The sequence below is a fragment of the Pseudomonas sp. FG36 genome, from assembly GCF_057809275.1.
Genome location: NZ_JBMDJQ010000034.1, coordinates 19499 through 43636 on the forward strand (window position 1 = coordinate 19499; position 24138 = coordinate 43636).

Sequence of the window (24138 nt, forward strand, 5' to 3'; positions counted from 1 at the left end):
TCCTTGGTGAACAGCGTCAGGCGCCTACGGCGTCCATTACCCAGTTGTTGATCTGATCAACTTTCTCCGGGTCGAAGTAGGAACTGGCCAGGCCAACCAGCACACCCCCGACGACCAGCGCCACGCCACCCGTCAGCGTCACCCCCAGCAAACCGAGTGTGATGCCGAGCATGGCCCCGGCCGCACTGCCTGCGATCTTGCCGGCCACCGCGCTCTCCATCTCCAGCAGGAAGGGCTTCCACTCTCCCGTCTGGAACCCTGTGGCGGCCGCCTCCACAAGCCCTTGGGCCTGGATGGCCCCGCCGGTAACGCCGAAAGCCTTGCCCAGGCGCGTCATGTTATCGCCCAAGGTCGCCTTGTCCAGTGCGCGCAACGCTTGCGCGACAGCAGCCGCATCCTTGCCATTGAGCTTCCAGCCAGGGTTGCTCGACATTTTCTCGAATGTCTTCAGGGCATCCTGGTAGCTGCGCACCTGTTTGCCCGAGATATCCTTCTGAAGCTCCCGGGCGGCTTGCGATACGCGCTCACCGTAACGGCTGGCGATTTCCTTGCCGATGTCGCTGGCGTAGGTGGCGGCATCCTTGTAGGCCTCCTTTTCCGCGGCGTCACGCCGGGCCTTTTCCAGGGCATCGAGTTTCGCGCTCAACTGCTCCTGCGCCTTGAGGTCGACATACAACGCCAGCGCTGCCGTAAAGAGAGAAAGCTCGACATCCAGCGCCGCTGGCACGTCGTAATCGTCCAGCTTGCGCAATTCGTCGATCAACGCCCTGACGCTGCGGTCATCGAAACGACCGCCTTGCTCCGTGGCCAATCGCCCGCGGTTGAAGGCAATCTGCTGGTCCCGTGTGGCCATCATCGACTTGACGATCCCGATGGAACGCTCAGCCTTCTTCGAGTCCGACAACGCCGCGTTGCTGCCAGCAGCGGCTTCTGCGGCGGCGAGTTCGGCATTCAGGCTAGCGGGCAGGTTCTGCTCCTTCCTGAGGTAGCTGTCACTCAGCTCATTGCGCATTTCGAGGATCTGGTAAGGCAGCATGCCCCACATATCGACGCCCAAATCATAGTAGGCGTCCGGGCTCGGCCAACCTTGCCCTTCCAGTACCGCCTCCAGCACTGCGCCGTTCATCAACTCGGCAACGTTGAATGCATGCCGGGATGGCTCGCCATTGACGTCAAGCGGAATACTGATGTCTCCACCCGAACTGCCGCCACGCCCACCTCCGCCACCGCCGCCGGCGCCTGAAGGGGGAATGCCACGGTCCACGATGATGTTCTTTTCGCCCATTCTCTACTCCTTGAATTGGCTGGGTCACAAAATGGCCGGCCCCACGCAAGGTGGGGCCGGCCATGAAAAAAGATAAGAAATACAGATCAGTGCGACAGTGCGCGCACATAGGCCTGACAGGCCCGCAAGGCGATCAGTCCACGGTCGCCGTCGTCGGTGATGGCGATAATTCGCCGAGCATGCGCCGGGTCAAGTCGGGCGCGTACGGGGCCATGATCCACGCCGGCGGCGCCGGTGGCGGCAGGCACTGGGGCACAGGTGGTGTCGCGCTCGACCAAGACCGACAGGCGCAGATCGGCAGTAGCAAGGCGGTCACGCAGGCGAGCCTGAGTGTGCTGGGCATCGGTCAACTCCTGGAAATGTTTGGTTTCGCTGTCGTGCAGGCGTTGTTCGAGGCCCTGGCGCTGCTCGCGCTCGGCCAGCAGCATGCCGTGCAGCGCCTCGGCCTGGTCCAGGCGCTGCTGCACCAGCACTTGTTCCTGCTCGGCCAGCTGGCGACCAAGGCGCCAGCCCTGCGCCTGCCAGGCCACGGCAGCGGACAACAGCATCAGCCCAATGCACACCGCCAGTTGCAGACGGCTCAGCACAGCACCTCCCGCGCCCGCGCCCACAGTTCGAGGCGTTCGGACAAGCCGTTCAGGCCGCCGTTGATATGCCGGGTGATGCGGTTGAACTCGCCCTGGTCGGCCAGGACGTTGAGCCCACGCGAGTGCCAGAACCAGGCCGCCGATTCGCAGGCCCAGCGCGGCTGCTCGAGCATCTGCGGTTGCGCCAGCAGGCGCTCGTCACCGAACAACGCTCGGCTGCAGGCCTGGTAGTTGTTGCGCCCGGTCACCTGGATCAGGCCACGACCGCAATAGCGTTGGCCGTCGCCGTCGGCTTCGGGCGTGTTGCCCAGGCGCAGGGCCAGGGTGCCGGTGTCGTAGCGGGCCAGGTACTTGTCGTTGCCCAGTTCCTTCACATAGCGCAATTGACCCGACTCATGGCCGACCTGGGCCAGAAACGCGGCAACGCGCTTGGGGTGGTCGATCTCCCAGTTGGCCATGGCCGTGTTCAGCGCCGGCAAAAACGCGGCGACGCGTTGGCCGGCGAGCGGGTAGATCTGCTTGAGTTGCTGTTCAGTGAGCGGCATCGGTGCATTCTCCATTGCGGTCTGATCGAAAGGCGGCCGGTGCCGCCTGTGGCTCGCTCATGGGCGATGGCTCGAAGCGCTTGGCTTTCACAGAATCCAAGGTGTGGCGACCGCCGCACCTGATCTGGAGCTCGGAAACAGGGTGATGCGGCCGGCTGATAGCGACTATAGGGAGCGCCGCAGCCGGCAGGCATCGGGAAACCCTCACCACCCTGCCTCAGGCCTTGAGCGAACCCGTCCGCCGAGGCGCGGAACCCTTGGCTTTGGCCTTGCCCTGGCGCCCGCCATTGCATTGCGCGGTGGTACGCCAGCCACTGCTGGTGAACACCTGCTCAACCGACTCGATCAGGTAAAGGCCATCGAGCCCGGCGAGGAAGCCCTGGACATCAATGGCACGCTCGGCGAACAGATCGGTACGCCCAGGCATGTCGAGGCGTACGCTCGCGGTGTCGCGATTGAAGCTGGCCAGGCGGGCACGGGCGGCCTGTTCCGCCGACGCACGGTTGGGGTACAGGTGACGGTCGGTGTAGACCGGCTGCAGGCCGTCCGGGGCATCGCCATTGACCAGTTCCACCGCCTGCAGGCGCCCGCTGGCGCTGTCCTGGTGGCGGGTCCTGACGGCCTTGTGGGTGCTCTTGTCGGCCAGGCGGAACTGCCACTGGCTGACCTGGTTGCGTGTAATGCCCACCACGTCCAGAGGCTTGCCGCTGGCGCTATGTCCGCCCTGGCGCGGCAGCACCAGCAGTTGCCCATTGGCGAGCTTGGCGGTGCAATCGTGCTGGCGCGCCAGGCGGGTGACAAAGTTGAAGTCCGACTCGCTGTACTGATCGACCCGCGGCACCTGCACGGCCACCGGGCACACCGCCTGCCAACCGTTGCGGGCGCCGATCTCGGCGACAATGCGCTGCAGCGTCGTGTTCTCCCAGCTGCCGCTGCGGATGGTCTTGCCGCTGCCACGCAGGTCGCTGGCCTTGCCACGGATCACCAGGGTGTCTGGCGGGCCCGACAGCTCGACCTCATCGACGGTGTAGCGGCCCAGGCGGCTCAAAGGCTGGCCGGCGTAGCCCAGGTGCACCTCCAGCAACGCGCCCCTGGCCGGCAGCGCCACGTTGCCGTCACGGGCATCGATGCGCAGTTCGAATTCGTCCGACTCGAGGCCAGGTTTATCGGTGGTGCGCAGCAGCAGCAGGCGGTCGTTGATCAGGTTGGTGATGTCGTTGCCGTCGGCGGTGATACGGAATTGGGGTTGCACGATTGAGGCTCCGATTTCAGTCCCACAGTTGCAAGGTTTCGCTCGCCGTCATCGGCAGTTCCGGCAACAGGATCCTCACCCCGGCGCGAAACGGCTGCGCCTCGTCCGCCAGCCCTTGGTTGGCATCCAGCACGGCCTCGACCGTGCCGGTAAGATGGCCGTAATAGTGCTGGCAGAGGGTGTCAAGCAGGTCGCCCTCAGACGTTGTGCAAGTCTTGGCCATAGCTCACGAACTCCAGTGAAAACCCTTGTTTGCGCGGAATGCCGCCGGCCAGCAGGACACTTTGCTCTTCCTCGATGCTTGTCAGGCACCAGGTGCCGAGCACCTCGCCGTAGCCAGTGGTCAACGACAGCGGCAGCAACTGGCGGCCAATGCTGCGCAGCGTCTGCAACTGGCCGAGGCCACCCTTGAAACCGGGGAAGATCGCCCCGCGAATGCTGATGGTTTCTTCACCCAGGCTCACCGCCTGCTGCGCGGTGTCGCGGCTTAGCCGCTCCTGGCCGGCCCAGCGGAACCGGGTCTGCCGGCGCAACTGGTCGAAGGCGGCGGTGTCGAGGTTGAAGTAGTACGGCGCTGAACCGGCCTTGAGTGGTTGCATCACCAGCAGGTGGGGGAATGGCTTGACCGCTTCGGCGGCAGGCGTCGCCTCGGGCGCGAAGCCCAGCGTCGACAGCACGCCGTTCACGGTCGAACGCACCTCCCCCACCACACGGCGGATCGCTGCCCCGGCCTTGGCGGCATGGGCGGCGAAGCCGTCGATGCGATCACGCACCTGACGTACCACCGCCACCGCCTGGTCGTACTTGGCCACCACCTTGGCGACCCGGGCCTGGGCATTGCTGATTGCACGCATCGTGCGCTGGAGCTTGGCACCGATGACCGGACCAACCACCGGCAAACCTTCCAGTTCACCCACGGCGCCCTGTATATGGCCGATCGCGTCGTTCATCGGATCGAGCATGGCGTCGGCACGCCGACGCCCTGCCTCTCCCGCCTTGACCAGGGCGTGCAGCGTGGCTTGCAGCTGCTCCAGATAGGTCATGGATCCTCCTTTTCAGAATGAATTGGGGTGGTCGGCCAGTTGGGCGTTGTAGGCCTGCCGCTGCAGGTCCTGCATGACACGCCGGACCGTTTCCTCAAGTTGCACGGTGAGCTGGTTGGGCGCATCCACGCTGCCCTGCACGGTAATGGGCATGTTTGCGGTAAAGGTGAACTGCTGGGTAATGGGTTGCGTAGTCGCGCCTAGACCTTGCGTCGGGCGTGGACCGGCGTCCGGCAGCGCCATCGGCGCGGGTGGCACGCTTACCGGCGCAGTAAGCCCCGATTCGGTCACGCGCTCTGGCAGGTACTTGTCTGCCTTAGCAGTTACCGGTGCACCCGCCCCAAGCGCCGATGCCTCATGAGGCTTAGGCAATACCAGCATCCCAATTGGCCGGTTTGCCTGCGCAACTGGCCGAAACTCGGCAGCACGCTCGGCGAAATACTTGCCTACCGGTGTGGCAGCCTGCTTACCCGGTCCAAACGCCATCGGTATCACGACACCTCCCGCAGGATGTGCATCGGCTGGCGATCCAGGCTTGGGTAGCGTTGGCGGCGTTGCCGACAGTAACTGTCTAGCCATCCGTGTGCCGACTTGCTCGTCGAAGACTTCACGCCCTGAGGGAAGTGTGACCTGGCGCGGATCTCGCAAAGTGATCGCCGAGCGAGGTTTCCCACGGGGCTCATCAGCGGCACTGGGGAACGTCTTGCCAACCCAACCGCCGATCACACCACCAACCTTGTCGCCAACCATATTGCCAATCAGCATCCCGAACGGCGGCGTGACAATGCTGCCTAGTAGCGCCCCTCCCAGCGCCGTGCCTACCGCTCCGCCAATCGCACCGCCATAGCCCGCGCCTTTTTCCTCGGGCGTCTTGGCGGTGGCATAGGTGTAAGCACCCTTTACCCCGGCCTCCACCCACGGCATCTTGCCGGCTGCCTTGAAGCCATTCTTCAGCGTGGCCCAGCGTCCGGAAGGAGCGTTGATGCCGGTAGGCGACGGCCCGGCATCCGCCCCCAGTGGATATATGTCATCCAGTACCGCCACGCCCTTGGCACGGCCCAGGCCAAGCAGCCGTTCACGGTTCGTGTAGGCGGCAGCTACCGCGCCGATGCTCGCAGCACTGGCCAAGGTGCCCGACAACGTGGTCGCCGGTGATGGCGAGGTACCGCCCGCTGGCGGCGTCGACTGCCCGGGACGGGTATTGGTTGCCGGTGTACTTTGTGATGCACCATCGGGAGCGGCCATCAGCTCCTTGCCCAGCGTACCGCCGACCTTGTCACCGATAAAGGACAGCGCCAGGGAGGCCGCCGGGGCGCCCACCTTGAGTTTTCCACCCAACATGGCGCCAGAAACGGCCCCCATGAAGCCCCCAGCCGCACCGCCCACACCCTCGCCCATCTGTTCGGGCGTGGAGGCCGTGGTTGCCGTGAAGATGGACTTCATCGCGGCGTCCGCCCCGGCCATGACTGCAGCAGACTTGCCAACCATCAGCGCCTGCGCCCAATGCCCGGGTTCGCTGGGTCGTGGAATGGGAGCTGGCATCGCATCCGCACCCAGCAGGTAGTCGTCGATGCCTGGAGCAGAAGTGCTACCACCTATGACCAACGGCGGCAGATACACAGTGCCCGCTCGGTCAGTTGTACTGACTTGGGCTCCGTCAGGATGGCCCTCGCTGCCAGTCGAACCTGCCTTTGGGCTCAACGTCCTGCCGATCGTCGCAGGTGCCTGGGCGATTCCCTTGAGCGCCAGGTAACCAATGCCGCCGACCAGCAACGACGTCGCTGCATCGCGCGCCGTCTGACCGACCTGCGGCAGGAGCCCCGGCGCAGGTGGCGGTGTGCGGTTGTTCAGGGCACGCTCCAGAAGCGCCTTGTTTTGCTGCAGCAGCCCAACCTGCTGTTGCTGTACTTTCAAGGACTCGGTTTGATCGTCCTTGCTCTCTACTACCTCCGTCCCTTGATGAGGCAGGTCGACACCACCACCGACATCAGGTGGTCGCTGGGTTACCCCCAGCGCCCCCATGGGTACCGTGCGGGTTCGCTCCTCCCCCACCGTCCCCCCAAGCGCCGGGACGGTGGCACCGACAGCGCCTGGCGCTGTCGTTGATCTGTTCGCCATCCGTGTCTCCCTTTCACTCCGCCAGCCACCAGACCATGTCGCTGTACGACATGGTCATGATTTCGCTGGCGGAAAAGTTCAGCTCCTTGGCCAGCCGCCTGGCGGCGGCCTTCTGCCGGGCAGGGTCAAACCTCGTCGTCCTGCACCAGGCGAAAATAGCCGGTCTGCAGGCGGCTGTAGTCCTTCAGGGCAAGGCCTTCGAGGTCCTTGACGCCGACTTCGGCGAGCGAGGCGAACAGGTTCAGTTCGCGCTGCTCGTCGTCAACTGCGCCGCCAGCTTGGGCGTTGCGGATATCACGCACGGTCGGTGCACGCAGCGACAGGCTGTCGACCTGCACGCCGTTGGCTTCGCTGGGGCGCGACAGGCGCACGGTCACGCGCTCGGCATTGACGGTCAGCCATTGCGGCAGTTTCTTCGCTTGAGCCATAGAGCGTTCTCCTTAAAGACCCAGGGCGGCGCGCTGGGCGGCCAGTTGGTCGACACCGTCGATTACCCGCTTCATGCCCAGGGCGTCGATTTCGTAGACCAGGCGGCCATCGACTTCGAGCTTGTAGTAGGTGACGGCGACGCTGTGCTTGATCTCGGCCTTGTCGCCGGACTTCCAGTCGCCCATGTCGATCTCTTTCAGCGAACCGCGCAGAGTGACGATGACCGGGTTGATCTTGCCCTTGAGGCCCTTGAAGGCACCGCGGAAGGTGCCGTTGAAGGCGGTGCCGTCGGCCAGGCCAAAGAACTTCAGCGACTCGCGGCGCACGCCGGTGGTGGTGAAGGCCGCTTCCTGCTTCTCCATGCCCTGGTCCATCTCGACCGGCATGTCCATGCCACCGGGGCGGTGCTCTTCCATCTTCAGGGTGAGCTTGGGCAGGGTCAGGCTGGGTACATCGCCCTGGAAACTGACGCCATCGACGAACAGGTTCAGGTTGGCCAGTGTTTCGGGAATCATTGCCATGTGGGTGCGCTCCTTAAGCGGCGGAATCGAGGACTTCGGTCAGCCACTGGTTGGTGACTTCGACGCGGAAGTTGGGGTTTTCGGCAGGCGGTACATCGGTGAAGCGGATGTTCCAGTACACCTTGCCCTGCTCCAGCTGGCTGGCGGTGTTCAGTTCCGGGTCGGCGAAGACCTCGAAGTTGATGATCGCGCCTTGGTTCTTCAGGTCGCGCATGAAGGCCTGCAGGCCCTCAGTGACGTCCTTGACGTAGGTGGCGGTGATGGAGCGGTCGACAGCCCACTTGTGGCCGTAGAGGATCGCGTCCATGACGATGTCCATGGTGCGCACGCGGGTGACGAAGGCCCATTTCGGGTCGCTCGACAGGGTGCGGTTGCCCCACAGGCGGAAGCCGTCGTCGCGGATGATGGTGGCGATGTTGGCGTTGTTCAGCAGGTTGGCGCGGCAGGTGTCGTCGCCATCGAGGAACTCCACGGCGCGGGTGGTGCCGGTGATGCCGACGAACTCCTTGTTCGACGGCGACGCCCAGAAGCCGTACTCGCGGTCGGTGTAGGCGAACAGGCCGGCGACCCAGGCCGAACCCGGCGCGTCAACGGTGGCCTCTGCGGCGTTGTCCCAGTAGCGCACACCCGGATCGACCAGGAAGGCGCGCTTGGCGCCGAAGTTCTTGGCGTAGGCGATGGCCGCTTCGTCGGTGGTGTTGGGGCCGTCGATGATGGCAATGGCGCGCAGCTTGTCGGCCAGGGCTACCAGGGCGGTACCGACAGCCTGGGTGGCGCTGTGCTTGGGGGTGACCAGCAGGCGCGGCTGGGCGTTGAAACGGCTCTTGCCGTCGAGCAGCGCTTGCAGGCCGGTGCGCTTGCCGTCGGCCAGCACGTTGCCGATGATCGCCGAGGTCTGCTCGGCGGCGTCTTCGAGCTTGGCCACGCCGCAGGCGACGATAACCGCCTTGGCGCGGCTGTAGATGGCGCGGCAAGCCTTGGTGATCGCCGCGTCCTGGCCAAACGCCGCGACCGCTTCGCGCTCGCTGGTGATCAGCACCAGGTCATTGGCCTTGGCGGTGACGCCCGGGCCTTCGGTGAAGGTGTCGACCAAGCCGATGATCGAGGACGACGGCAGCGCGATGCTGCGGGCGCCGGTGTCGACGTTGGTTACGGTTACGCCGTGGAAGAATCCACTCATGTAGGTGTGCTCCAGGTTTTGATGTAAAGGTTCAGATGTAAAAAAGCCCCGCGCTTGCAGGGCCTGAAAGGGTTGATGTGGGAAGCAAGTGGTGGTGGCGCTTCAGATGAGCTTGATACGGCTCGGACACGCGATGTTGCGAGGCCTCACAGCACCGAAATAGACACTGTTGGCGGCTAGCGTTTGTGTGGTTGCGGATGCGGAAGTGGTCGAAACCGCCACGACTTCATTGGTGTCAGGACCATCGAAATACTTAGGCTTCATGTTTTGCATGCGCCGAAAGGACGACACTGCGTCGACGATTTCCCCATGCACCAGCGAAGCAAGCTGGTATGAACCTGCGACTCGCGCGGGGTCCGCACCACGGCCTTCATCCAGAGATCGCAGGAACTCACCACGCAGCTCAGGAATGCGGAACGTGGTTACCCCGTCTCCGCGTGTCCAACCGCCCTCCATGCCGACGCGTTGCGTGTCGTTCACCAGCATGCCCGACTGCTGTGCGTGATCCCAAAGCCATGGCCAGTCACCACGCGCCAGCAGCCTTGCGTTAGGGATGCCCCAGCCTCCCGGATTCAGTGCTGTCGAGGTCTCGAAAACGACACGCCCCAAGGGGGTGTTGTCCATGCGGTCCAGCAATAGCCAGTTGCCCACGCCATCACTGCGCAAGTGCCAGAAATCACCGCCGCCCAGCACCATGCAGAAGGGATAGCCTTCAGGGCGAAGGTGGGTATGGAACTTGATTTTCTCGCCAGTGGCGGCATACACGAGCAAGGCGTTGGCGCTGTTGTCGACGCGCTGGATACGCACGTCCATGATCTGGCTCGCCTTGGGCAGGGTGATCATGGTCTGGCCCACTGAAGCGTCGGCCAGCAGGAAACCTGCTTCTTCCGCGGTCAATACTTTGTTCGCACGAATGACCGTGTTGTTGATACCCAGCACCGAAAGCATTCCACTTTCGATGGCTGCAAGCACATCACTGCGGCTCATGCCGACCTCCCTGGCTGCACAAGAAATTCAGGTGCCACGGGGCGATGTTCGATCTGAGGAAATTCACTGGCCTGAGGCCAGTCACGCAGGGCCTGGATATACACCATCAGTGCGCTGTACTGCTGCGCATCGAGCGTGGTATCGATGCCCATTTCCGCCTGATCGCGGTGTCGGTCCCGCAGCCAGGCCATATCGGCCAGCTTGGCGTCACGCCACACGCGGTCATCGTTCTGCCCTGCAGGTAGCCGTTGGTTTAGAAACGCAAGGTAACGTGGGTCATCGTCTTCCACTTCCACGATGCCCGGCCAGAACTCAGGTGATTGAGGGCAGGCAAAGACACTTGCCACGTCCCCCTCTAAGATACTCAAGTACTTCATATGCGATACCCCGTGATATAGACGCTGTACTCCGGCGTACCCTGTGTCTGGTTGACAGTGGTCATGTACATGAGCTGGCGCGTAACAAGCGGCAAGCCTTCGAACATGATGGAACTGGCGCCGTTCGCCGGAAGAGTCGCGGTGTTGCGTTTGATGCCTATGCCATTGGGTGTTGCGTACAACTCGATGGAGATCGCGCCCGCCTGAGAACTTCTGACCGAGAACAGCCCCTCGGCCGATACTGCATTGGGTGGCACGGAGCCCGCCAACGAGACCGGAGCCATGTTGACGGCTGCAGCGCCCAGGTAAGGTTGTGTGGGCGGTGGCGCGGCCAAACGCCCCCGCACCACCACGGGGAGCATTCTCCCGGCACCATCGGTTGGCACTACCGCCACCAGTGCCGAGGCGCTGAAACCGCCAGAGGGCCATGGCCCGGCAAAGACCTCGGCTGCCACATCCTTGCTGGCGTTCACCGCTATCGCGGCGCTCGTTCTGGCCTGGGGGTTGTAGAGCACATAAAGGGCCACATAGCCATTGGCAGGCGCAGTGCCGGTATTCATGCCGCCGGCACCTACCGTGCCCAGGTTCAACGGCACAGAGACGTTCGCAACCGACCAGCCGGCGCCACCCAGGGTATTCTTAACCACCAGTTCATCTGCCTGAACGGTTGCCGTGGCAGATGCCGAAGCGATCTCCATGCGCACACCGCGCGCCTCGCCCACGGTCGCCGATGCCTTCATCAGCGCCTTCGCTTCGGCAATCAGCGCGGCAACGTCGGCATGGCCCTGGTTAACCGGGGTGCTCCAGGCCTTTATGCACCACATCACTGCCAAGTTGCGCGGTCGGGTTTCGTTGGCGGTTCGAGCCACGCGCGAAGCATCAAGTGTCATCTGGAAGTAGTTGACGCCTGCGCCGTCTGCGCTCCCACCGGTACCGGTCAGGTTGGCGTTAAAAGCGCCTTCACCGAATGCCGCCGTATTCGCAGGTGAGCGAGTGAAATCACCCATTTTGCCTGTGATGTTTTGCAAGGCGTCGGCCTGGATAGAGCCTACTGCTCGGCCGGTGTCCACGCCCCGACCATGATCCCAGCCCCGCAGAAATTCACCGCGGTAGTCTGGTAGGCGGAAAAAACCTGCTGGCTCTGCGCCTTTGTTGTACGTGGTGCCTAGGTAGGCCGCCAGGTCCGGGTAGGTCGCCATGCTTTGAAGGCTGCCATCGAGCTCAAGGTAACCGGCTGGTACCTCGGCCTTTGGGAAGGGCAGGATCGCACCGACTGGTGTCGAAGAGCGCAATGCCGTCAGTTCGGCAACGAGGGCCGCGACATCGATCTGCCCCTGATTTACCGGCGCGCTCCAGGCCTTGATGCACCACATAACAGCCATATTGCGGCTGCGCGTTTCACCGATACCCAATGAGATAGCTGGTCCAGTTTTCAACCAGCCATCTTCACCCGTAGCAGCATAAATCACATCGCTCGCCACACTGTTTGTTCCTGGAACACCAATGGCAGCAGATCCGTAAGGCCACTCCCCTCCTCCGCTACCCAGGCCCCGAGCGTTTTGGATACATGGCACTTTCGTTCCGGGATCATTTACTGGAGTCACGTGCGAATGCGCCTCCATTTGATGTCCTTGAAAAGTCCCAACAGAGCGTCCAACATCGACACCCCGTCCGTGATCCCAACCTCGCAAAAATTCACCACGGGTATCCGGCAGGCGGAAGAATCCTGCTGCCTCATTGCCCTTGTTGAAAGCCCCACCCAGGTAAGCCGCCAGGTCCGGATACACCGCCGCGCTCTGGGTACTACCATCTACTTCGAGGAAGCCCGCCGGCACGGTGCCTCGTGGGAACGGCAGCATGGTGCCCACCGGTAACGCCGACGCTGTATTCAACAACGCCTGAGTCTCGGCCTTGGTGTAGCTGTTCGCGGCCTGGAACGAGCTGAAGGCCAGGATCTCCACGGCCTCACCCAAGCTGCATGGGGCCTTGAACGTGATCTTCTGGCCGTCGGACAGGTAGTCGGTGATCTCGCGGCCATTGCGCAGCACGATGGTGCTGCCGATGGTATGGGCCAGGGTGAAGACGGTCTGGCCGACCGACGCTTCGAACGAGTAACGCTCGAACGCTTTGTTGGCACCAACGCCACCACCGAGCTGGAAGTAGGTGCCGTCGTAGTTCAGGTCGTACAGGGCGCCAGCGCGGATATCGCCGCCCACCAGGTCGATCAGGCCGCTATTGCCGGACTTCTTCACCGCCACGGCGGCCAGACCATTGATGCGTGCCGTCACGGCGCCGGTATTGGTAGCGCTGGCCTGGAACTGGAAGCGCTGGCCAGCAGCGTAGGCCGCCAGGGCCGATTCGCCGCTCTTGAGCTTCAGCGTCAGGGCATCGGCGGTGCCGGTGGCGACACCCAGCCAGGCCAACGGCCCGACGTCCTTGGCCGCATCGGCGCGGCGCAGGTACTGCGGGTGCGGGTCGGCGGCCTCCACGTGCGCCTTGAGCTGGTTGCGGGCGTAGAGCTCGGCCGCTTCGCGGGCCTTGTCCACATAGTCGCGTGTCGCCAGGACGATGCTCGGATCGACCTTCAGCGTGACATTGGCGAGGTTGCCGAACACCACGTGCATGCGGATGGTCTGGGTACGCCCGGAGCCTTGCGCCAGCAGCGGCTTGTAGCTGGGCGCCGGTTTGGCCACGGCAATGAAGTTGCCGTTGGCATCCTCCAGCGCCAGCTCGCGGATCCACCAGCCGCCGGTTTCCGGTGGCAGAACCAGTTCGGCCACCAGCACGCCAGGGTCGGCGGGCGATTGATACAGGGCATTGAGTTGTGCCCGATAGACCTGGCGCACCAGCGCGGTCTGGGTTGGTTTAGGCGTTGGGTCGGGGGTCTGCGAAGGCTCGCCGCCTGCATCACCGATCAACATGTGGGTGATGTTCCAGGGCAGGCCCAGCACGGCGGTGTTGGCCTGCTGGGCGATGCCCACGTTGGTCAGGAACCCACCGAATTGGGTGGTTGAGTTAGCCATTGAGGTAGATGTCCAGTATGTCCGAGGTGTGGTCGTTCACCAGGTTGTAAGCGCCCAGGTGTACGTCGATGTCCGATGCCTGCCAGGGAAGTACCTCCAGCAGTTCACCGTCGTAGAGCGCGACGGCCTGATAGGCGGGGATGTGGCTTTCGAGGCTGATGTCGAGCCCGACCAGGTGCCGGCTGACTGGCTTGGCGTCCTCGATCAGTCGGGTCAGCTCTTGGTAGGTCTGTTCATCGATACCGCTGTCCGCCACCCCGACCTTCAGTGCAAAGGTCCCCGGCACCCCGGCCGGCTGGGTTTGCCACCATTCCTGCACCTCGATCAGGTAGCCGAACGGTTCGACCACCCGCCGCAAGGCGCCGAGGGTGCCCTTGTGGGCGTGGACGAAGAACGCCGAGCGGATCACCGAGCGCTTGATCGCCTCGCTCCAGCTGTCGTCCCAGCGGTCCACCGACCAGGCCCAGGCCAGTTGGTAGAGCAGGTGCGCCGGGCAGGTGTCGGGGTTGTAGAGTGTGCGCAAGGCGGCCTTGAGGTCTTCATCGGTGGCCACCTCGATGGCCCGCTCCAGTGGCGTGCGGTTGAGCGGCAGAAGACTCTGCATGTCAGCCACCCCGCCGCAGTTCGATGTCCGTGCACCAGGCGGCCTGGGCCTTGCTCGGGCGGATATCGCTCCAACCGACCAGCTCGACGCGGCTCACGCCGTCGATATGCAGTTGCGCGTCGATCCCCGAACGGGCGACCTCGACGCCCAGGCGTCGGCGCGGGTTGACCCACGCCTGGAGACGGCGTCGACACTCGGTGAGGATCGCCTCGAACTCCGGGCCGTTGTCGGCCATATGCAGCACCGCCTCGACGCGGTACGGCAACACCTCGGCGCTGCGCACATTGACCCGGTCGGCGACCGGGCGGATGTCGTCGTCGTTGAGGTAGGCGTTGACCTGGGCCAGCAGCTCGGGGCTGGCCACGCCATCGTTGTCCAGGCTCAGCACGGTGACGTCCACAACGGCCGGCGACGGGCTTTCGGCGGTCGCGTCGGCGACCCGCCCCGAAGCGTTGCGGGCGTGGAGGATGTAGCTGTTGCGCGGGCCGGCGGTGGTCAGGCCTTCGTAGACCAGCTGCACCCGTTCGCGCAGGGCGTCGTCGGATTCGAGCACCGCCTCGGTCGGTGGAATCGTGCCCGGGTCCGCGGCCTGGATCACCAGGCGCTGCAGGCTGACGTTGGCCGCCAGTTGGTCGAGGTCCTTGCCCTGGGCGTAGGCCAGCAACAAGGCCTTGGCCGCGTCATTGATCCGTGCCCGGTTGAGCAGCTTGCGGTAGGCACCGACCTCGAGCAGCTTGGTCACCGGGTCGCTTTCAAGGTTGGCGGTCCAGCCGTCGCCCAGCTGAGCACGGAAGCTGGCCAGGTCTTCCTGATACAACGCCTCGAAATCGAGGTCCTCAAGCAATTGCGGGGCAGGCAGTTTCGACAGGTCGACCTGGCTCATACAGTCACCTCCACCAGGGCGTCATCCCCCAGGTAACGACCGCTCAAGGCCAGACTGACCTGGCCATCAAGTACGGCGACGACCTTGACCCGCTCCAGCTTCAGCCGCGGTTCCCAACGCCCCAGGGCCCTGGCCACCTCGGCCTGCACCGCACTCTTCCAGCCTTCGTTGACCGGCAGGTCGACGTAGCGGCGCAGCTGGCTGCCGTAGTCAGGGCGCATGCGACGGCTGCCCAATGGTGTGGTGAGGATGTCTTCGATGGATTGACGCAGGTGGGCTACGCCCGACAGGGGCTGGCCGGTGCGGCGGTCCATGCCGATCATGGGGTACCGCCTGGAATTGAGGCTCCAGGCTGCCTGTTCACATAGCACATGGTAATCACCCGGCATGAAAAAGCCCGCTTGAGCGGGCCTGGGAGATACGCCTCGGAAAATCTGGCGCGCATGGATGTCATCAAGCGATCAAATGTCGAGCGGCATGCTCGGGAAGGAAACCAAGGCCTTGTCTGCAATGCTCTGAACCTCTACATGACTGTCAGCCTTGAACACGGCCTGCTTGGCCAGTAGCCGTGTCTCGCGGATAACGTGCAGTGCAGTAATCCAGGCACTGGCCTTTTCCAGGATGGCCTGGGCGGCCTGCTGATCAGAAATGCCCGAGGCCCTGGCCCAGGCACGGACCGCCCGAGGGGCCTCGCCTTGATAGGACTGTTCGGTGAAACGCCGAGCTTCGATCTCCGCCAGTTGGTATTCGAATGCTCGCAAGGGGTCTCCCACCACGGCCACCCGCGCCTGATTGGCCGCCGCATCGATTTGCACAACAGCTGCCTGTCGTGCGGCATCAAGTGGCAACTCGACGAAGGCGAAACCGACGTAGTGTTCGCCGGCATGGGAAATATTAAGGTTTTCCAATTGCATGGCGGTTCTCACAAGGAAGCGAAGTTGGTGAATACATAGGGGACCGTGCGCGGATCGGTACCTTTGGCCACGCCAAATACAATCGTCCCCGCCATTTCCGCCGGGAACGTCGTTCCCGCCCCGGACAGCACCACCAGGGTCGACCCTGCGCCGACCAATTTATCCAGCAACGCGCCGCGGAGCTCGAACTTGACCTTGTAGAGACGCAAAGTCAGGGCCACGGGAATCGCATAGCCTCCGGCATAGATGAGCGCCGAGTACCCCGCATGGGTATTGGGCGTGGTTTTGCCTTCGGGCAACACCACGGTCAAGTCCGTCAGTTCCAGCGTCGAGTTGCCTATTTGCTGAAATCCAGCCATGTAGCGCAGGCCATCGTCCGGCTTGATGAAGTCTTCGAGAATCAGTTTCTTGTCATTCCCGCGTATCCTCAGTTGTCGGCTGACAAGGGCGATCTGGTGGGTGTGTACATAGTCACGCAGCAACGTGACATCGCAGATTCCCCCTGCCGGGGTTGCTGCCAGGGCCCGAGCCAGTGACTTGAACGGCGCGGCCTCTGTGCCGACCGCCGCATCATCCCCGGCCACGCAGTCGACGAAGAAGTTCCGGGCAAGGGCAGGAGCCGCGGCAACCGCAGCACTGAGTGCCGCCTCGATGCCGGTCTTTTTGCTGTTGAAGTAATCGATCAACGCCGTGGTCTTCGACGTCAGGTTGGCAATTTCCGTTTCAAGGCTCATATGCCTCATTCTCCATGAATGTGTTTCACGACAAGGGTCTGCAGGCTGACCAGCGAGGCCGCATTGGCCGCCACGACGGTCAAGAGTCGTTGATGAGCATCGACCTGCCGCTGCTCCATCTCAATCGTGCAAGCCCGCAGAGCCTGCAACTGTGCAGTTGCGATACCCCCTGCCTGCTGTAGGCTGTCCAGCCGGTCCTGTTGCTGCAGGTTGCGCAGTTGTTCGGTGATCAGCGCCGAAGCCTGGGCGGCCAGGGGCGCTGCCAGGGTCAGGCTGAGCCCGGCACCGTTGCTGACGATGGTCACGCTGTCGGCCGGCAAGGCCGCCAACGACAAGTCATAGGCCAGCAACAGGTCGGTGCCGGCGGGCTTGTAGGCCAACGCTTCGCTTGGGTGGGACCAGACCGCGAACAACGTGCCGTCCTCGAGCACAAAGCCGACCTCGCGAACCCAGAAGGCGTGTGCGCCATCGGCAATCGCGGTCAGGTGCAACTGATTGTTGCCAAGACGCTCACCGCCAGCGATGACATGACGCGCAGCCTCCGTGCGCAACGCCTTCTGCTCGGTGCTCGGGCTGTAGCCTGCCGTGCCCAGGGCAATGTGGGTGATTTTCGCGGCCAGGCCGCTATTGTCGGCCCGCCACACAGCAGCCAAACCGGCCTTGGTGATAACGGGCTGCAAGACAGTACTCATGTGACGGCCTCCATCCTGCCGCGCACGACGATACAGGGCCGGCTGAGGTTGGCGATCAGCAGGCCCTGTCCGGGTGTCAGTGGGACGCCTTGTAGCGTGGCCGCGTGCCTCGCCACACAGCGATTGAAGTTGGCATTGGCCAGGCGCAGGCCGGTCGTGAAGCCGGCGCCAAGGCGAAAGTCATAATGGCTGCGCTCGTTCTTGACCGCGTTCACCAGGTTTCGCAACCGGATATAGAGCTGCGGGGACAGGATCGCCCCTTCACCCATCCGGTTGTCATTGGCCCAGGCGGTCAACTGGAAGGTATAGGGCGCAGCACCAGGTACCTGCCACCACTCCTTGAGTTCCGAATGAACCTGAACTGCCTGCAAGGCACGACGTACAGCCGCCACGCTGCCCTTGCTGCGGTGCACAGGGATGGCCTCACGGATCAATGCGCGCTGCTGGCTCTCGCTGGTCGCGGCCTCCCAGCCATCGACCTTCATCGCCCAGGCCAACCAGGGCAACAGGGCTAGTGGACACCGTGCAGAGTCGGCGACACCTCGAATCAGCCCTGGGTCGAGACGCGGGTCGCAAACGTGCTCCAGTTGCCGCTCCAGGGGGCTGGCGTTGTGCGCAAGCAAACTCATGGAGCCACCTGCGTCAGCTCGATACCCGCGCAACTGGGATAATGGCGCTGGTCGCAAACCACATCGGCAGCCGGTTGTCGCAGTCGTACCCGGCGTACGCCGGGCACGTGCAGCGCTGCGTATACGGCAGATACAGGTAGCTCACCCTGCAGTCGGCGCGCCTCGGCTACGGCGATTCGCAGCTGGGCATGGGCGGCAGCCGTGACCACTTCCGGGTCGGGCCCCTCTTCCACCTCGATGCTCGCCTCTACCCGGTAAAGGCTTGGCTGCCCCAGCTGGATACGCGGCCGGTCGGTCAAAGGACGCACGGACTCCGCCGAAAGTACGCTACGCACTGCCTCGACCAGAGAGCTTCCGGAGCTCGTACTCTCGAGCCTGGGCAGCAGGGTCAGCGACACATCACCCGGCAGGGGATCGACCAGGCCAGCCGCGTAGTCACATTCCAGCACCATGGCACCCGCAGGCAAGCAAGCACGTAGTTCATCATTCAGTGGAGCGACCCGAAACGTCGGCGAGTCCACCGAAACATCGGCAATCTCAGCGGATGCGGTGCGCGCATGGAACTCATAGGCCCCTCGGCTACCAGCCACGGACAACGCCTCCAGTGACAGACGGGTGCGATAGCGCAAGTCTTCGTCACTTTCCATGACTGCCGCCACTGGCGGCAGCGCGTCAGGATCCGCTTCACTCAGGCGCAACCGCTGTACACCGTAATCCGCGGCGCGGTTGTCCAGGTCGGCACCCGCAGCATGCGAAAGCAGGCTCGCCTTCGCAGCGTCATTGATCCGTGCCCGCCCCAGTAGCTTTTGATAGGCAGCCACTTCCAACAGATGGATCACCGGGTCCGACTCAAGCTGCGCCGTCCAGCGCTCTCCCATGTGCTGACGAAAATCGTCAAGCAACCCCTGGTAAAGGGCCTCGAACTCGAGACTCTCCAGCACATCGGGTGGAGGCAACTGCGAAAGATCGATCATCGCTGGTCTCCTTGCTCGTCAAGGCCCGCATCAGCGAGCCAGCCCCAACAAGTTGCCCGGCACTGCCGGGCAACCGGCCTCAGGACACGAAGTCGTAGGTCAGGGCGATGGCCGCCGTGGCGTTGTTGGCCACGGTCCACAGGCCGTAGCCCGCCGGGATGAACAGCGGATAAGGCAGGGTGTACTGCGAGTCGATGCCGCCATTGATCCCGCCCATGATCGCGTGGACGCTCATGTCGCCGATGTAGGCCGGCGCCTTAGGACCGGTGTACAGGTTGAGGATGCCGCCACCGGTGCACAGGGTAGCGGTGCGCAGGTACACGCCATCCTTGTTGTCCGCCGCGCTGAAGACCTGGCTGACGGCGGTTGGGTGGGCGTTGAAGAAATGCTTGCCGACTTTTACTGCTTCCATGTTGCTTTACCTTTTGAGTCGAATGATCAGATGCGCACCATTGCGCAAGACATGTCGCTCACAGGCGATCGCGTTCGCTGGAGGCGCCTTGCGCAATGACGCAAGCGCACGTCCAGGCACTGCTCGGTGGCAAAAATCAGTTGGTGATCAGCAGATCCAGACTGGTCGCGTCACAGGCGTTGCTGGCCTTCTTGTCGATGACCAGATAGAGCATCGACGTGGTGCTCACTTCGATATCGTTGGCCTTGATGACCGCACTGCCGCCATTGGCCAGGTCGCCCGACTGCACCACGCTGTCACCCAGGTTGAGCGACCAGGCGATACCGTCGCCGCACGCGCTGTGCAGGTCGTTGACCCGGCCCAGCACGTTGACCCGGCCACTGATCGGGCTCGCCCAACGCACGATGCTCTGGCTGTCACCGCCCGGATGGGTGGCCACTTCGCCCTGCTTGAAGACGAAGCTGCCACCCGAGCCGCTGAAGACGAAGCTCTTCTTGATGACACTCACGTACGCGTTGTTGGCGTCATCGCGCCAGCAAGTGACGTTGGCGCCACTGCAGTTGTCGGCAACGAACGTCGGTAGCAGCGTGTAGTTGGCCGGTGCGTTGACCCCAGACTTGTTCTGCATGAACGTCCAAGGGGAGTCGGCTGCGGCACTCTGGGTCGCGATATACATGTCCCGGGCCAGGTTCCACGACTGGGCAGTTGCCGCCCAGGCACTGGGGGCCATGGCGCTACACAGCAGGGTGAGCACGACTAGAGTAGTTTTGAATTTTTTCATGGTCTGATCAGATCCTTGTTCAGTGCTTGTGATTGGCGGTGTTGCCGGCCGTATCGATGATTCGGCCACCGCCGTTGATGTCACCGCTGACCGTCAGCGGGCCATTGATGGCGACCGCGCCGGTCAGGGTGATCGACGCAGCGTCGAGGGTGATGGCGTTGTCGCTGACCACCAGGGTGCTGGCGCCGACCTTGACCGTGGCCTGGCCGCTGGGTAGCTGGATGTCATAGCGTTTGGCCTGCCAGTCGTAAGCCAGCGATCCGCCGTCATCGAAGCGCCAGACCTCGACATGGTCGCGGTTGTCCGGCGCCGTGCCGGCATTGCCGTATAACCCCGGGACGAAGGTGCCCAGTGCCGGTTCGCCGCTGGCGCTGATCAGCACGCCCTGCTCGTCCAGGCTCGGTACCCGCCAGTGGCGGGCCTTGCCGGCAGCCTGGGCATGCCAGCGCACCCAGGCGCTGGTCCAGCCGCCGCCGTCGGACACCCGCACCCGGGCTGCGGCCAGGTCGACCGCGACCACCCGACAAGGGATCACCAGGCTGGCCAGCATACGATCGTGCATGGCACTGGCGTAGCTCATGCCAGGTCCTCCGGTGACAGGTACTTGTCCTGGTTGCCGGGCCCGGTGTCCGGAGCAAAGCCCAGCATCATGCTGCCCGCCGGCTGGTCGGGCCAAGGCCACTGGACAGTGCCCAGCAGGACAGGTTGATCCCATTGCACCCGCCAGGTGGTGCCCTCGGCTTCGGCGAGGATGTCCCGTGCGCCCTCGACGTAATCGAGCCCCCAGGATTGCTGGCGCAGCACATCGATCAGCTGCGCCGCCAGCACACCGGCCTGCGTCCGTGCCTGCGCGGGGGTGCCCTGGGCGGTGACGCGGGCCTCGAAGGTCGTCATCAGCAATGAGCGACCATCACGTAGCGCCTCGTCGCCACGCATGCGCAACACGCCATGGACCAAGGCCGGCAGTGCCGGCTCGGTAATGTCGTCGCCCTCCGTGGCGACCGTGGCGAAGGCCGGCAACGCCGCCCGCAGGGTGGAGGTGACGGCCGCGTACAACTGGGCCAGTTCGCTCATGCGTGTGCTCCTTGAACGCTCGGTTCGGCGAAGGCCGGGCCCGCAAAGGCCCGGCGCCCGGCTCAGAAGTGCCAGGTCCAGATGTCGATCGGCTTCTGGTCAGGGTTGATCTTGCGGATATGGCGATAGGTCGGCTGGAAGCCGAAGCGCGCCCACACCGGTTTCTCATCGAGAATGGCGATGCTGCCGTTGGCCTGCAGGCGCAGCACCGCGCTGGCATGGCCGCCGGTGTGCGAATGCCACAGCACCGCGTTTCCAGCGCCGTAGATCACCAAGTTGCCGTCACCCTGGAACACTGCGCGCACGGCGCCCTTGCCTTGAGTGCCGGCGTTCCAGGTGGCCGCGCCGTTCGGGCCATAGGCCACGAGATTGCCGTCACCCTGGAACACCAGCTTGCTGGCGCCCGCGCCGTATACCACACCCTGTACCAGCTCGGAGCCAGGTGCCAGCAGCAGCGAATCGACGGCGCCAGGCACCAGAGGGATAGCCGACGTGCCGTTCCACAGCGCCAGGGAGTCGACCAGCACGATGTTGCCGTCGTCCTGCAGCACCAGATGGGTACGGTTCCACTGGTCGTTGCTGGTGAAGGTGCTGTTGTTGGTCAGCCACACCCGGCGTCGCGAGTAGTCGTCGAGGAACGCGCCGTACTGCACGTAGAAGGCCAGCGGGGCTTTCTTGTTGCGCAGGGGGATGGTCGAGCTGAAAGGTTGCTGTTCATTGGCGACCCAGACGGTGGCGCCGTTGTCCTGGATCACCAGGTTGCCATCGCCCTGCAGCAGCAGCTTGAAGCGCTGGTTGGGCGACAGCAGGTACTGGCCCGCCGACAGAGTCTGGTAAGCGGGCAGCACAGAAGTGCCGACGCCGTTGAAAGGAATGCGGGTACGACCTGCCATGGTGTTTCTCCTACTGGATCGATTGAAGGGGAGCCGGGCTCTGTGGCCCGCCCTGATCGCTCGTCGGCACGTTGTCGAGGCCCGTGGCCTTCATGTGGTTGATGGTCGCGCAGCGCGAACACTTGATCTGGACCAGCGCCGACCCGCCGATGCGGGCCAGCAAGCGGTTGCATTTACCGCAGCGAAACTCGTTGAACATCCGCCTTTCTTCCTTGTTACCGCGTTCATTCTTCGTCCTGGCGCACAGCAGCGGGCTGTTCGCCCAACCCCAGCCTTCGAGCGGCCCAGCGCTCGTAAAGGCCGATGGCCACGTCGGCACCGGCCATGGCGGTAAGGCAACCGAAGGCGCTGGCACTCCAGATCGACATGCCGCTGGCGTACAACAGCATGACCGTCGACACCCCGCAGACCATGCAGGCCCCGGAGCGCAGCGCCAGCCGCCTGAGCAGCCCCCAGCCGCGCGCGCCGGCCTTGTCTGCGCGCCACATCTCGCCGGAGAGTCCGCCCAGCAATGCCAGGAGGATCACCAGCCAGAGCGGCATCTCCAGCAACGTCTGTTGCTCGTTCGTCACGTTCCTGTCTCCTGTGTATTACCCGCCGGCGACAGGCCGGCGGATCGTGATTGGCTTGACTCGGCATTCCAAAAAGCCCGCCTTGCAGGCTTTTCAGTAATGCGCGGTGTAACCGCCGGCCACGACTGGTGACGCCGTGCGGTTGCGCTTCAAATTGGTGACTCCGACCGCGGCCGCCTGCCCGCCGGATAACTGATCGTGGTGCTTTACGCTGCACACCCGGGCCAGTTGCCAACCCTCTGAACAGTCGAGGCCTGTTCATCGCTGCCTGTATCTCAACCGGTTTCGTCCGGCTTGGGATACATTTTATGCATTCATGCATATGCAGTCAATGCACAAATTCAAAAATTTATGCATCAGGATTTGCTCTTATGCATGGAGGCCTGATCTGACGTGGGTGTAGGGGGTTTCTGAGGGCAAAAAAAAACCCGCCAAGGCGGGTTTTTATCGAGGCTGGGGATCAACGGGCGTACATGCCCCACCAGAAAACGTGACCGAGGAGGCTGATCTGTTCTTCCTGCATCTGCTGGAAGCTGTAGTCCTCGTCGGGGTGCTCGTCGCGGTTGAAGCTGCGCAGGCGAATGCCGGTAGGCAGGCGGTACACCTGTTTCACCCGCAGCTGGCCATTGTGGTTGATGGCATAAAGGTCACCGTCGATGATATCGCCGATGGTGCTTTTACCGGTGTTGACCCCGACCGTGGCGCCATCGCGCAATACCGGCAGCATGCTGTTGCCACGCACCGTCACGCACTTGGCGTTGTCGAACTGCACGCCATTGTGACGCAGGCTGCGTTTGCCGAAGCGCAAGCGAGCGTTCTCGCTTTCCTCGATGACGAATCTTCCTGATCCTGCTGCCAACTCGACCTCACGAAGAAAAGGAACGGATACCTCGTCGTCCTCGACGGGGGTTTCATCGTCCCACAGGCTGATATCGCTCAGGGCTGCGTGGCCCTGGGCGAGCGGGGCCGCGTCACGGGACTCGCCCAGTTCGACACGGCCGCGCAACTGGTCGGTGCTCACGCCGAAGTACTCGGCGATCTTCGAGACGTGCTTGTCCGAAGGATCGACGATCTTCTCGCTGAGAATCCGCGACAGGGTAGATTGAGGTACACCCGTGCGCCGATGCAGCTCTGTCGGGGACAGGCCGTGGCGGGCGAGCAGTTCTCTAAGTACGGAGGCTACGTTGCGTTTTTGCATAATGCGCATAATGCATCCGTGGCAGCGCAAATGCAATGGCCGGGCAAGCGGAAAACAAGGGTTGCCCCTCCCCCGGGCCATCGCTATCGTCGCCATCCCTCACCATGGATCGGAAAACGGCATGGACCTTTCGCCGCGACGCCGCTGGCCCACCTACCTGCTTGTCGGCTTGATCATTGCGTTGATGGCGGCCCTGAACATCCAGGACTGGCCGTCCTTTGAACGGCCACGGCGAGTCTTTAGCCGAGGCTTCGTGATGTTCTGCGTGCTGGTGGTGATCATGGAACTGATCCTCCTCAACCAGTTCTTCGGCCACCCGGGCTGAGGCCAACGCCTGACAAGCTGCGCAGATTTGCCCCACCCATCCAACCTGCGCCCACCGAAAAAAGCCTGTACCATTGACGGTTTCGAAATTTGCCACCAGACCACCC

At 63.5% G+C, this 24138-nt stretch carries 30 protein-coding genes; 1 reads left to right on the top strand and 29 read right to left on the bottom strand.

Annotation, left to right across the window (positions count from 1 at the left end; all coding sequences use genetic code 11):
- Positions 1 to 16 precede the first annotated feature (16 nt).
- The 29 genes from ACODS9_RS21450 to ACODS9_RS21590 all read right to left on the bottom strand — a co-directional run bounded on the left by ACODS9_RS21450 (position 17) and on the right by ACODS9_RS21590 (position 23716).
- Positions 17 to 1285, bottom strand: a complete 1269-nt coding sequence (locus ACODS9_RS21450; RefSeq protein WP_489094710.1) for a colicin-like pore-forming protein — start codon at positions 1283 to 1285, stop codon at positions 17 to 19.
- Between the two features lie 86 nt (positions 1286 to 1371).
- Complete coding sequence (locus ACODS9_RS21455; protein ID WP_401105000.1) at positions 1372 to 1833, bottom strand: lysis system i-spanin subunit Rz; 462 nt, start codon at positions 1831 to 1833, stop codon at positions 1372 to 1374.
- 32 nt (positions 1834 to 1865) lie between these two features.
- The gene (locus ACODS9_RS21460; protein ID WP_489094711.1) at positions 1866 to 2417 is read right to left on the bottom strand and encodes a glycoside hydrolase family 19 protein; all 552 of its coding nucleotides are present in this window, start codon (positions 2415 to 2417) and stop codon (positions 1866 to 1868) included.
- 217 nt (positions 2418 to 2634) lie between these two features.
- Positions 2635 to 3669 (bottom strand): phage late control D family protein, encoded by a 1035-nt coding sequence (locus tag ACODS9_RS21465; protein ID WP_489094712.1) that lies wholly within the window; start codon positions 3667 to 3669, stop codon positions 2635 to 2637.
- Between the two features lie 16 nt (positions 3670 to 3685).
- On the bottom strand, positions 3686 to 3892 hold the full coding sequence (locus tag ACODS9_RS21470) for a tail protein X (protein ID WP_476258550.1): 207 nt from the start codon (positions 3890 to 3892) through the stop codon (positions 3686 to 3688).
- Entirely contained in the window at positions 3867 to 4712 is an 846-nt protein-coding gene (locus ACODS9_RS21475) for a phage tail protein (RefSeq protein WP_367856883.1), read from the bottom strand. The genes ACODS9_RS21470 and ACODS9_RS21475 overlap by 26 nt, the downstream gene beginning before the upstream one ends.
- A gap of 12 nt (positions 4713 to 4724) precedes the next feature.
- Positions 4725 to 6626 (bottom strand): hypothetical protein, encoded by a 1902-nt coding sequence (locus ACODS9_RS21480; protein WP_489094713.1) that lies wholly within the window; start codon positions 6624 to 6626, stop codon positions 4725 to 4727.
- 329 nt (positions 6627 to 6955) lie between these two features.
- A complete protein-coding gene (locus ACODS9_RS21485) occupies positions 6956 to 7258 on the bottom strand; it encodes a phage tail assembly protein (RefSeq protein ID WP_046856793.1) in 303 nt (100 codons plus the stop codon).
- Between the two features lie 12 nt (positions 7259 to 7270).
- The gene (locus ACODS9_RS21490) at positions 7271 to 7780 is read right to left on the bottom strand and encodes a phage major tail tube protein (RefSeq protein ID WP_023628885.1); all 510 of its coding nucleotides are present in this window, start codon (positions 7778 to 7780) and stop codon (positions 7271 to 7273) included.
- 13 nt (positions 7781 to 7793) lie between these two features.
- The gene (locus ACODS9_RS21495) at positions 7794 to 8960 is read right to left on the bottom strand and encodes a phage tail sheath subtilisin-like domain-containing protein (protein WP_046856794.1); all 1167 of its coding nucleotides are present in this window, start codon (positions 8958 to 8960) and stop codon (positions 7794 to 7796) included.
- Positions 8961 to 9062: 102 nt separating this feature from the next.
- Positions 9063 to 9947, bottom strand: a complete 885-nt coding sequence (locus ACODS9_RS21500) for a phage tail protein (protein ID WP_489094714.1) — start codon at positions 9945 to 9947, stop codon at positions 9063 to 9065.
- Complete coding sequence (locus ACODS9_RS21505) at positions 9944 to 10324, bottom strand: phage tail assembly chaperone (protein WP_489094715.1); 381 nt, start codon at positions 10322 to 10324, stop codon at positions 9944 to 9946. The genes ACODS9_RS21500 and ACODS9_RS21505 overlap by 4 nt, the downstream gene beginning before the upstream one ends.
- On the bottom strand, positions 10321 to 13347 hold the full coding sequence (locus ACODS9_RS21510) for a phage tail-collar fiber domain-containing protein (protein ID WP_489094716.1): 3027 nt from the start codon (positions 13345 to 13347) through the stop codon (positions 10321 to 10323). The genes ACODS9_RS21505 and ACODS9_RS21510 overlap by 4 nt, the downstream gene beginning before the upstream one ends.
- Positions 13340 to 13951, bottom strand: a complete 612-nt coding sequence (locus ACODS9_RS21515; protein WP_489094717.1) for a phage tail protein I — start codon at positions 13949 to 13951, stop codon at positions 13340 to 13342. Before ACODS9_RS21515 ends, ACODS9_RS21510 begins: the two co-directional genes overlap by 8 nt.
- 1 nt (position 13952) lies before the next feature.
- Positions 13953 to 14834 carry a baseplate assembly protein gene (locus ACODS9_RS21520; RefSeq protein WP_489094718.1) on the bottom strand — a complete coding sequence of 294 codons (882 nt, stop codon included), beginning with the start codon at positions 14832 to 14834 and terminating at the stop codon, positions 13953 to 13955.
- A complete protein-coding gene (locus ACODS9_RS21525) occupies positions 14831 to 15157 on the bottom strand; it encodes a GPW/gp25 family protein (protein WP_476258542.1) in 327 nt (108 codons plus the stop codon). Before ACODS9_RS21525 ends, ACODS9_RS21520 begins: the two co-directional genes overlap by 4 nt.
- 138 nt (positions 15158 to 15295) lie before the next feature.
- The gene (locus tag ACODS9_RS21530; protein WP_401104356.1) at positions 15296 to 15748 is read right to left on the bottom strand and encodes a hypothetical protein; all 453 of its coding nucleotides are present in this window, start codon (positions 15746 to 15748) and stop codon (positions 15296 to 15298) included.
- A gap of 8 nt (positions 15749 to 15756) precedes the next feature.
- Complete coding sequence (locus ACODS9_RS21535) at positions 15757 to 16482, bottom strand: hypothetical protein (protein WP_489094719.1); 726 nt, start codon at positions 16480 to 16482, stop codon at positions 15757 to 15759.
- Between the two features lie 5 nt (positions 16483 to 16487).
- Positions 16488 to 17174, bottom strand: a complete 687-nt coding sequence (locus tag ACODS9_RS21540; protein ID WP_489094720.1) for a phage tail-collar fiber domain-containing protein — start codon at positions 17172 to 17174, stop codon at positions 16488 to 16490.
- On the bottom strand, positions 17171 to 17803 hold the full coding sequence (locus tag ACODS9_RS21545) for a phage tail protein I (protein ID WP_401104364.1): 633 nt from the start codon (positions 17801 to 17803) through the stop codon (positions 17171 to 17173). The genes ACODS9_RS21540 and ACODS9_RS21545 overlap by 4 nt, the downstream gene beginning before the upstream one ends.
- Positions 17800 to 18777 (bottom strand): baseplate assembly protein, encoded by a 978-nt coding sequence (locus ACODS9_RS21550; protein WP_401104367.1) that lies wholly within the window; start codon positions 18775 to 18777, stop codon positions 17800 to 17802. The genes ACODS9_RS21545 and ACODS9_RS21550 overlap by 4 nt, the downstream gene beginning before the upstream one ends.
- Positions 18778 to 18856: 79 nt before the next feature.
- Positions 18857 to 19189, bottom strand: coding sequence for a hypothetical protein (locus ACODS9_RS21555; RefSeq protein ID WP_110738424.1), 333 nt, complete (start codon positions 19187 to 19189; stop codon positions 18857 to 18859).
- A gap of 136 nt (positions 19190 to 19325) precedes the next feature.
- Positions 19326 to 19970, bottom strand: a complete 645-nt coding sequence (locus tag ACODS9_RS21560; RefSeq protein WP_367856891.1) for a hypothetical protein — start codon at positions 19968 to 19970, stop codon at positions 19326 to 19328.
- Positions 19971 to 19989: 19 nt separating this feature from the next.
- Entirely contained in the window at positions 19990 to 20550 is a 561-nt protein-coding gene (locus ACODS9_RS21565; protein ID WP_489094721.1) for a phage baseplate assembly protein V, read from the bottom strand.
- Positions 20547 to 21044 carry a hypothetical protein gene (locus ACODS9_RS21570; RefSeq protein WP_401104374.1) on the bottom strand — a complete coding sequence of 166 codons (498 nt, stop codon included), beginning with the start codon at positions 21042 to 21044 and terminating at the stop codon, positions 20547 to 20549. Before ACODS9_RS21570 ends, ACODS9_RS21565 begins: the two co-directional genes overlap by 4 nt.
- A 62-nt stretch (positions 21045 to 21106) precedes the next feature.
- Positions 21107 to 21937, bottom strand: a complete 831-nt coding sequence (locus ACODS9_RS21575; RefSeq protein WP_401104377.1) for a putidacin L1 family lectin-like bacteriocin — start codon at positions 21935 to 21937, stop codon at positions 21107 to 21109.
- 10 nt (positions 21938 to 21947) lie between these two features.
- Positions 21948 to 22136: a zinc finger domain-containing protein gene (locus ACODS9_RS21580; RefSeq protein WP_367856895.1), complete on the bottom strand. Its 189-nt coding sequence runs from the start codon at positions 22134 to 22136 to the stop codon at positions 21948 to 21950.
- Positions 22137 to 22161: 25 nt separating this feature from the next.
- Positions 22162 to 22509, bottom strand: a complete 348-nt coding sequence (locus tag ACODS9_RS21585; RefSeq protein WP_186714660.1) for a phage holin family protein — start codon at positions 22507 to 22509, stop codon at positions 22162 to 22164.
- A 460-nt stretch (positions 22510 to 22969) separates the two neighbouring features.
- Positions 22970 to 23716 (bottom strand): LexA family transcriptional regulator, encoded by a 747-nt coding sequence (locus ACODS9_RS21590; RefSeq protein ID WP_082337656.1) that lies wholly within the window; start codon positions 23714 to 23716, stop codon positions 22970 to 22972.
- 112 nt (positions 23717 to 23828) lie between these two features.
- Between ACODS9_RS21590 and ACODS9_RS21595 the strand changes: the two genes are divergently transcribed.
- A complete protein-coding gene (locus tag ACODS9_RS21595) occupies positions 23829 to 24032 on the top strand; it encodes a hypothetical protein (protein WP_102681627.1) in 204 nt (67 codons plus the stop codon).
- Positions 24033 to 24138: the final 106 nt, after the last annotated feature.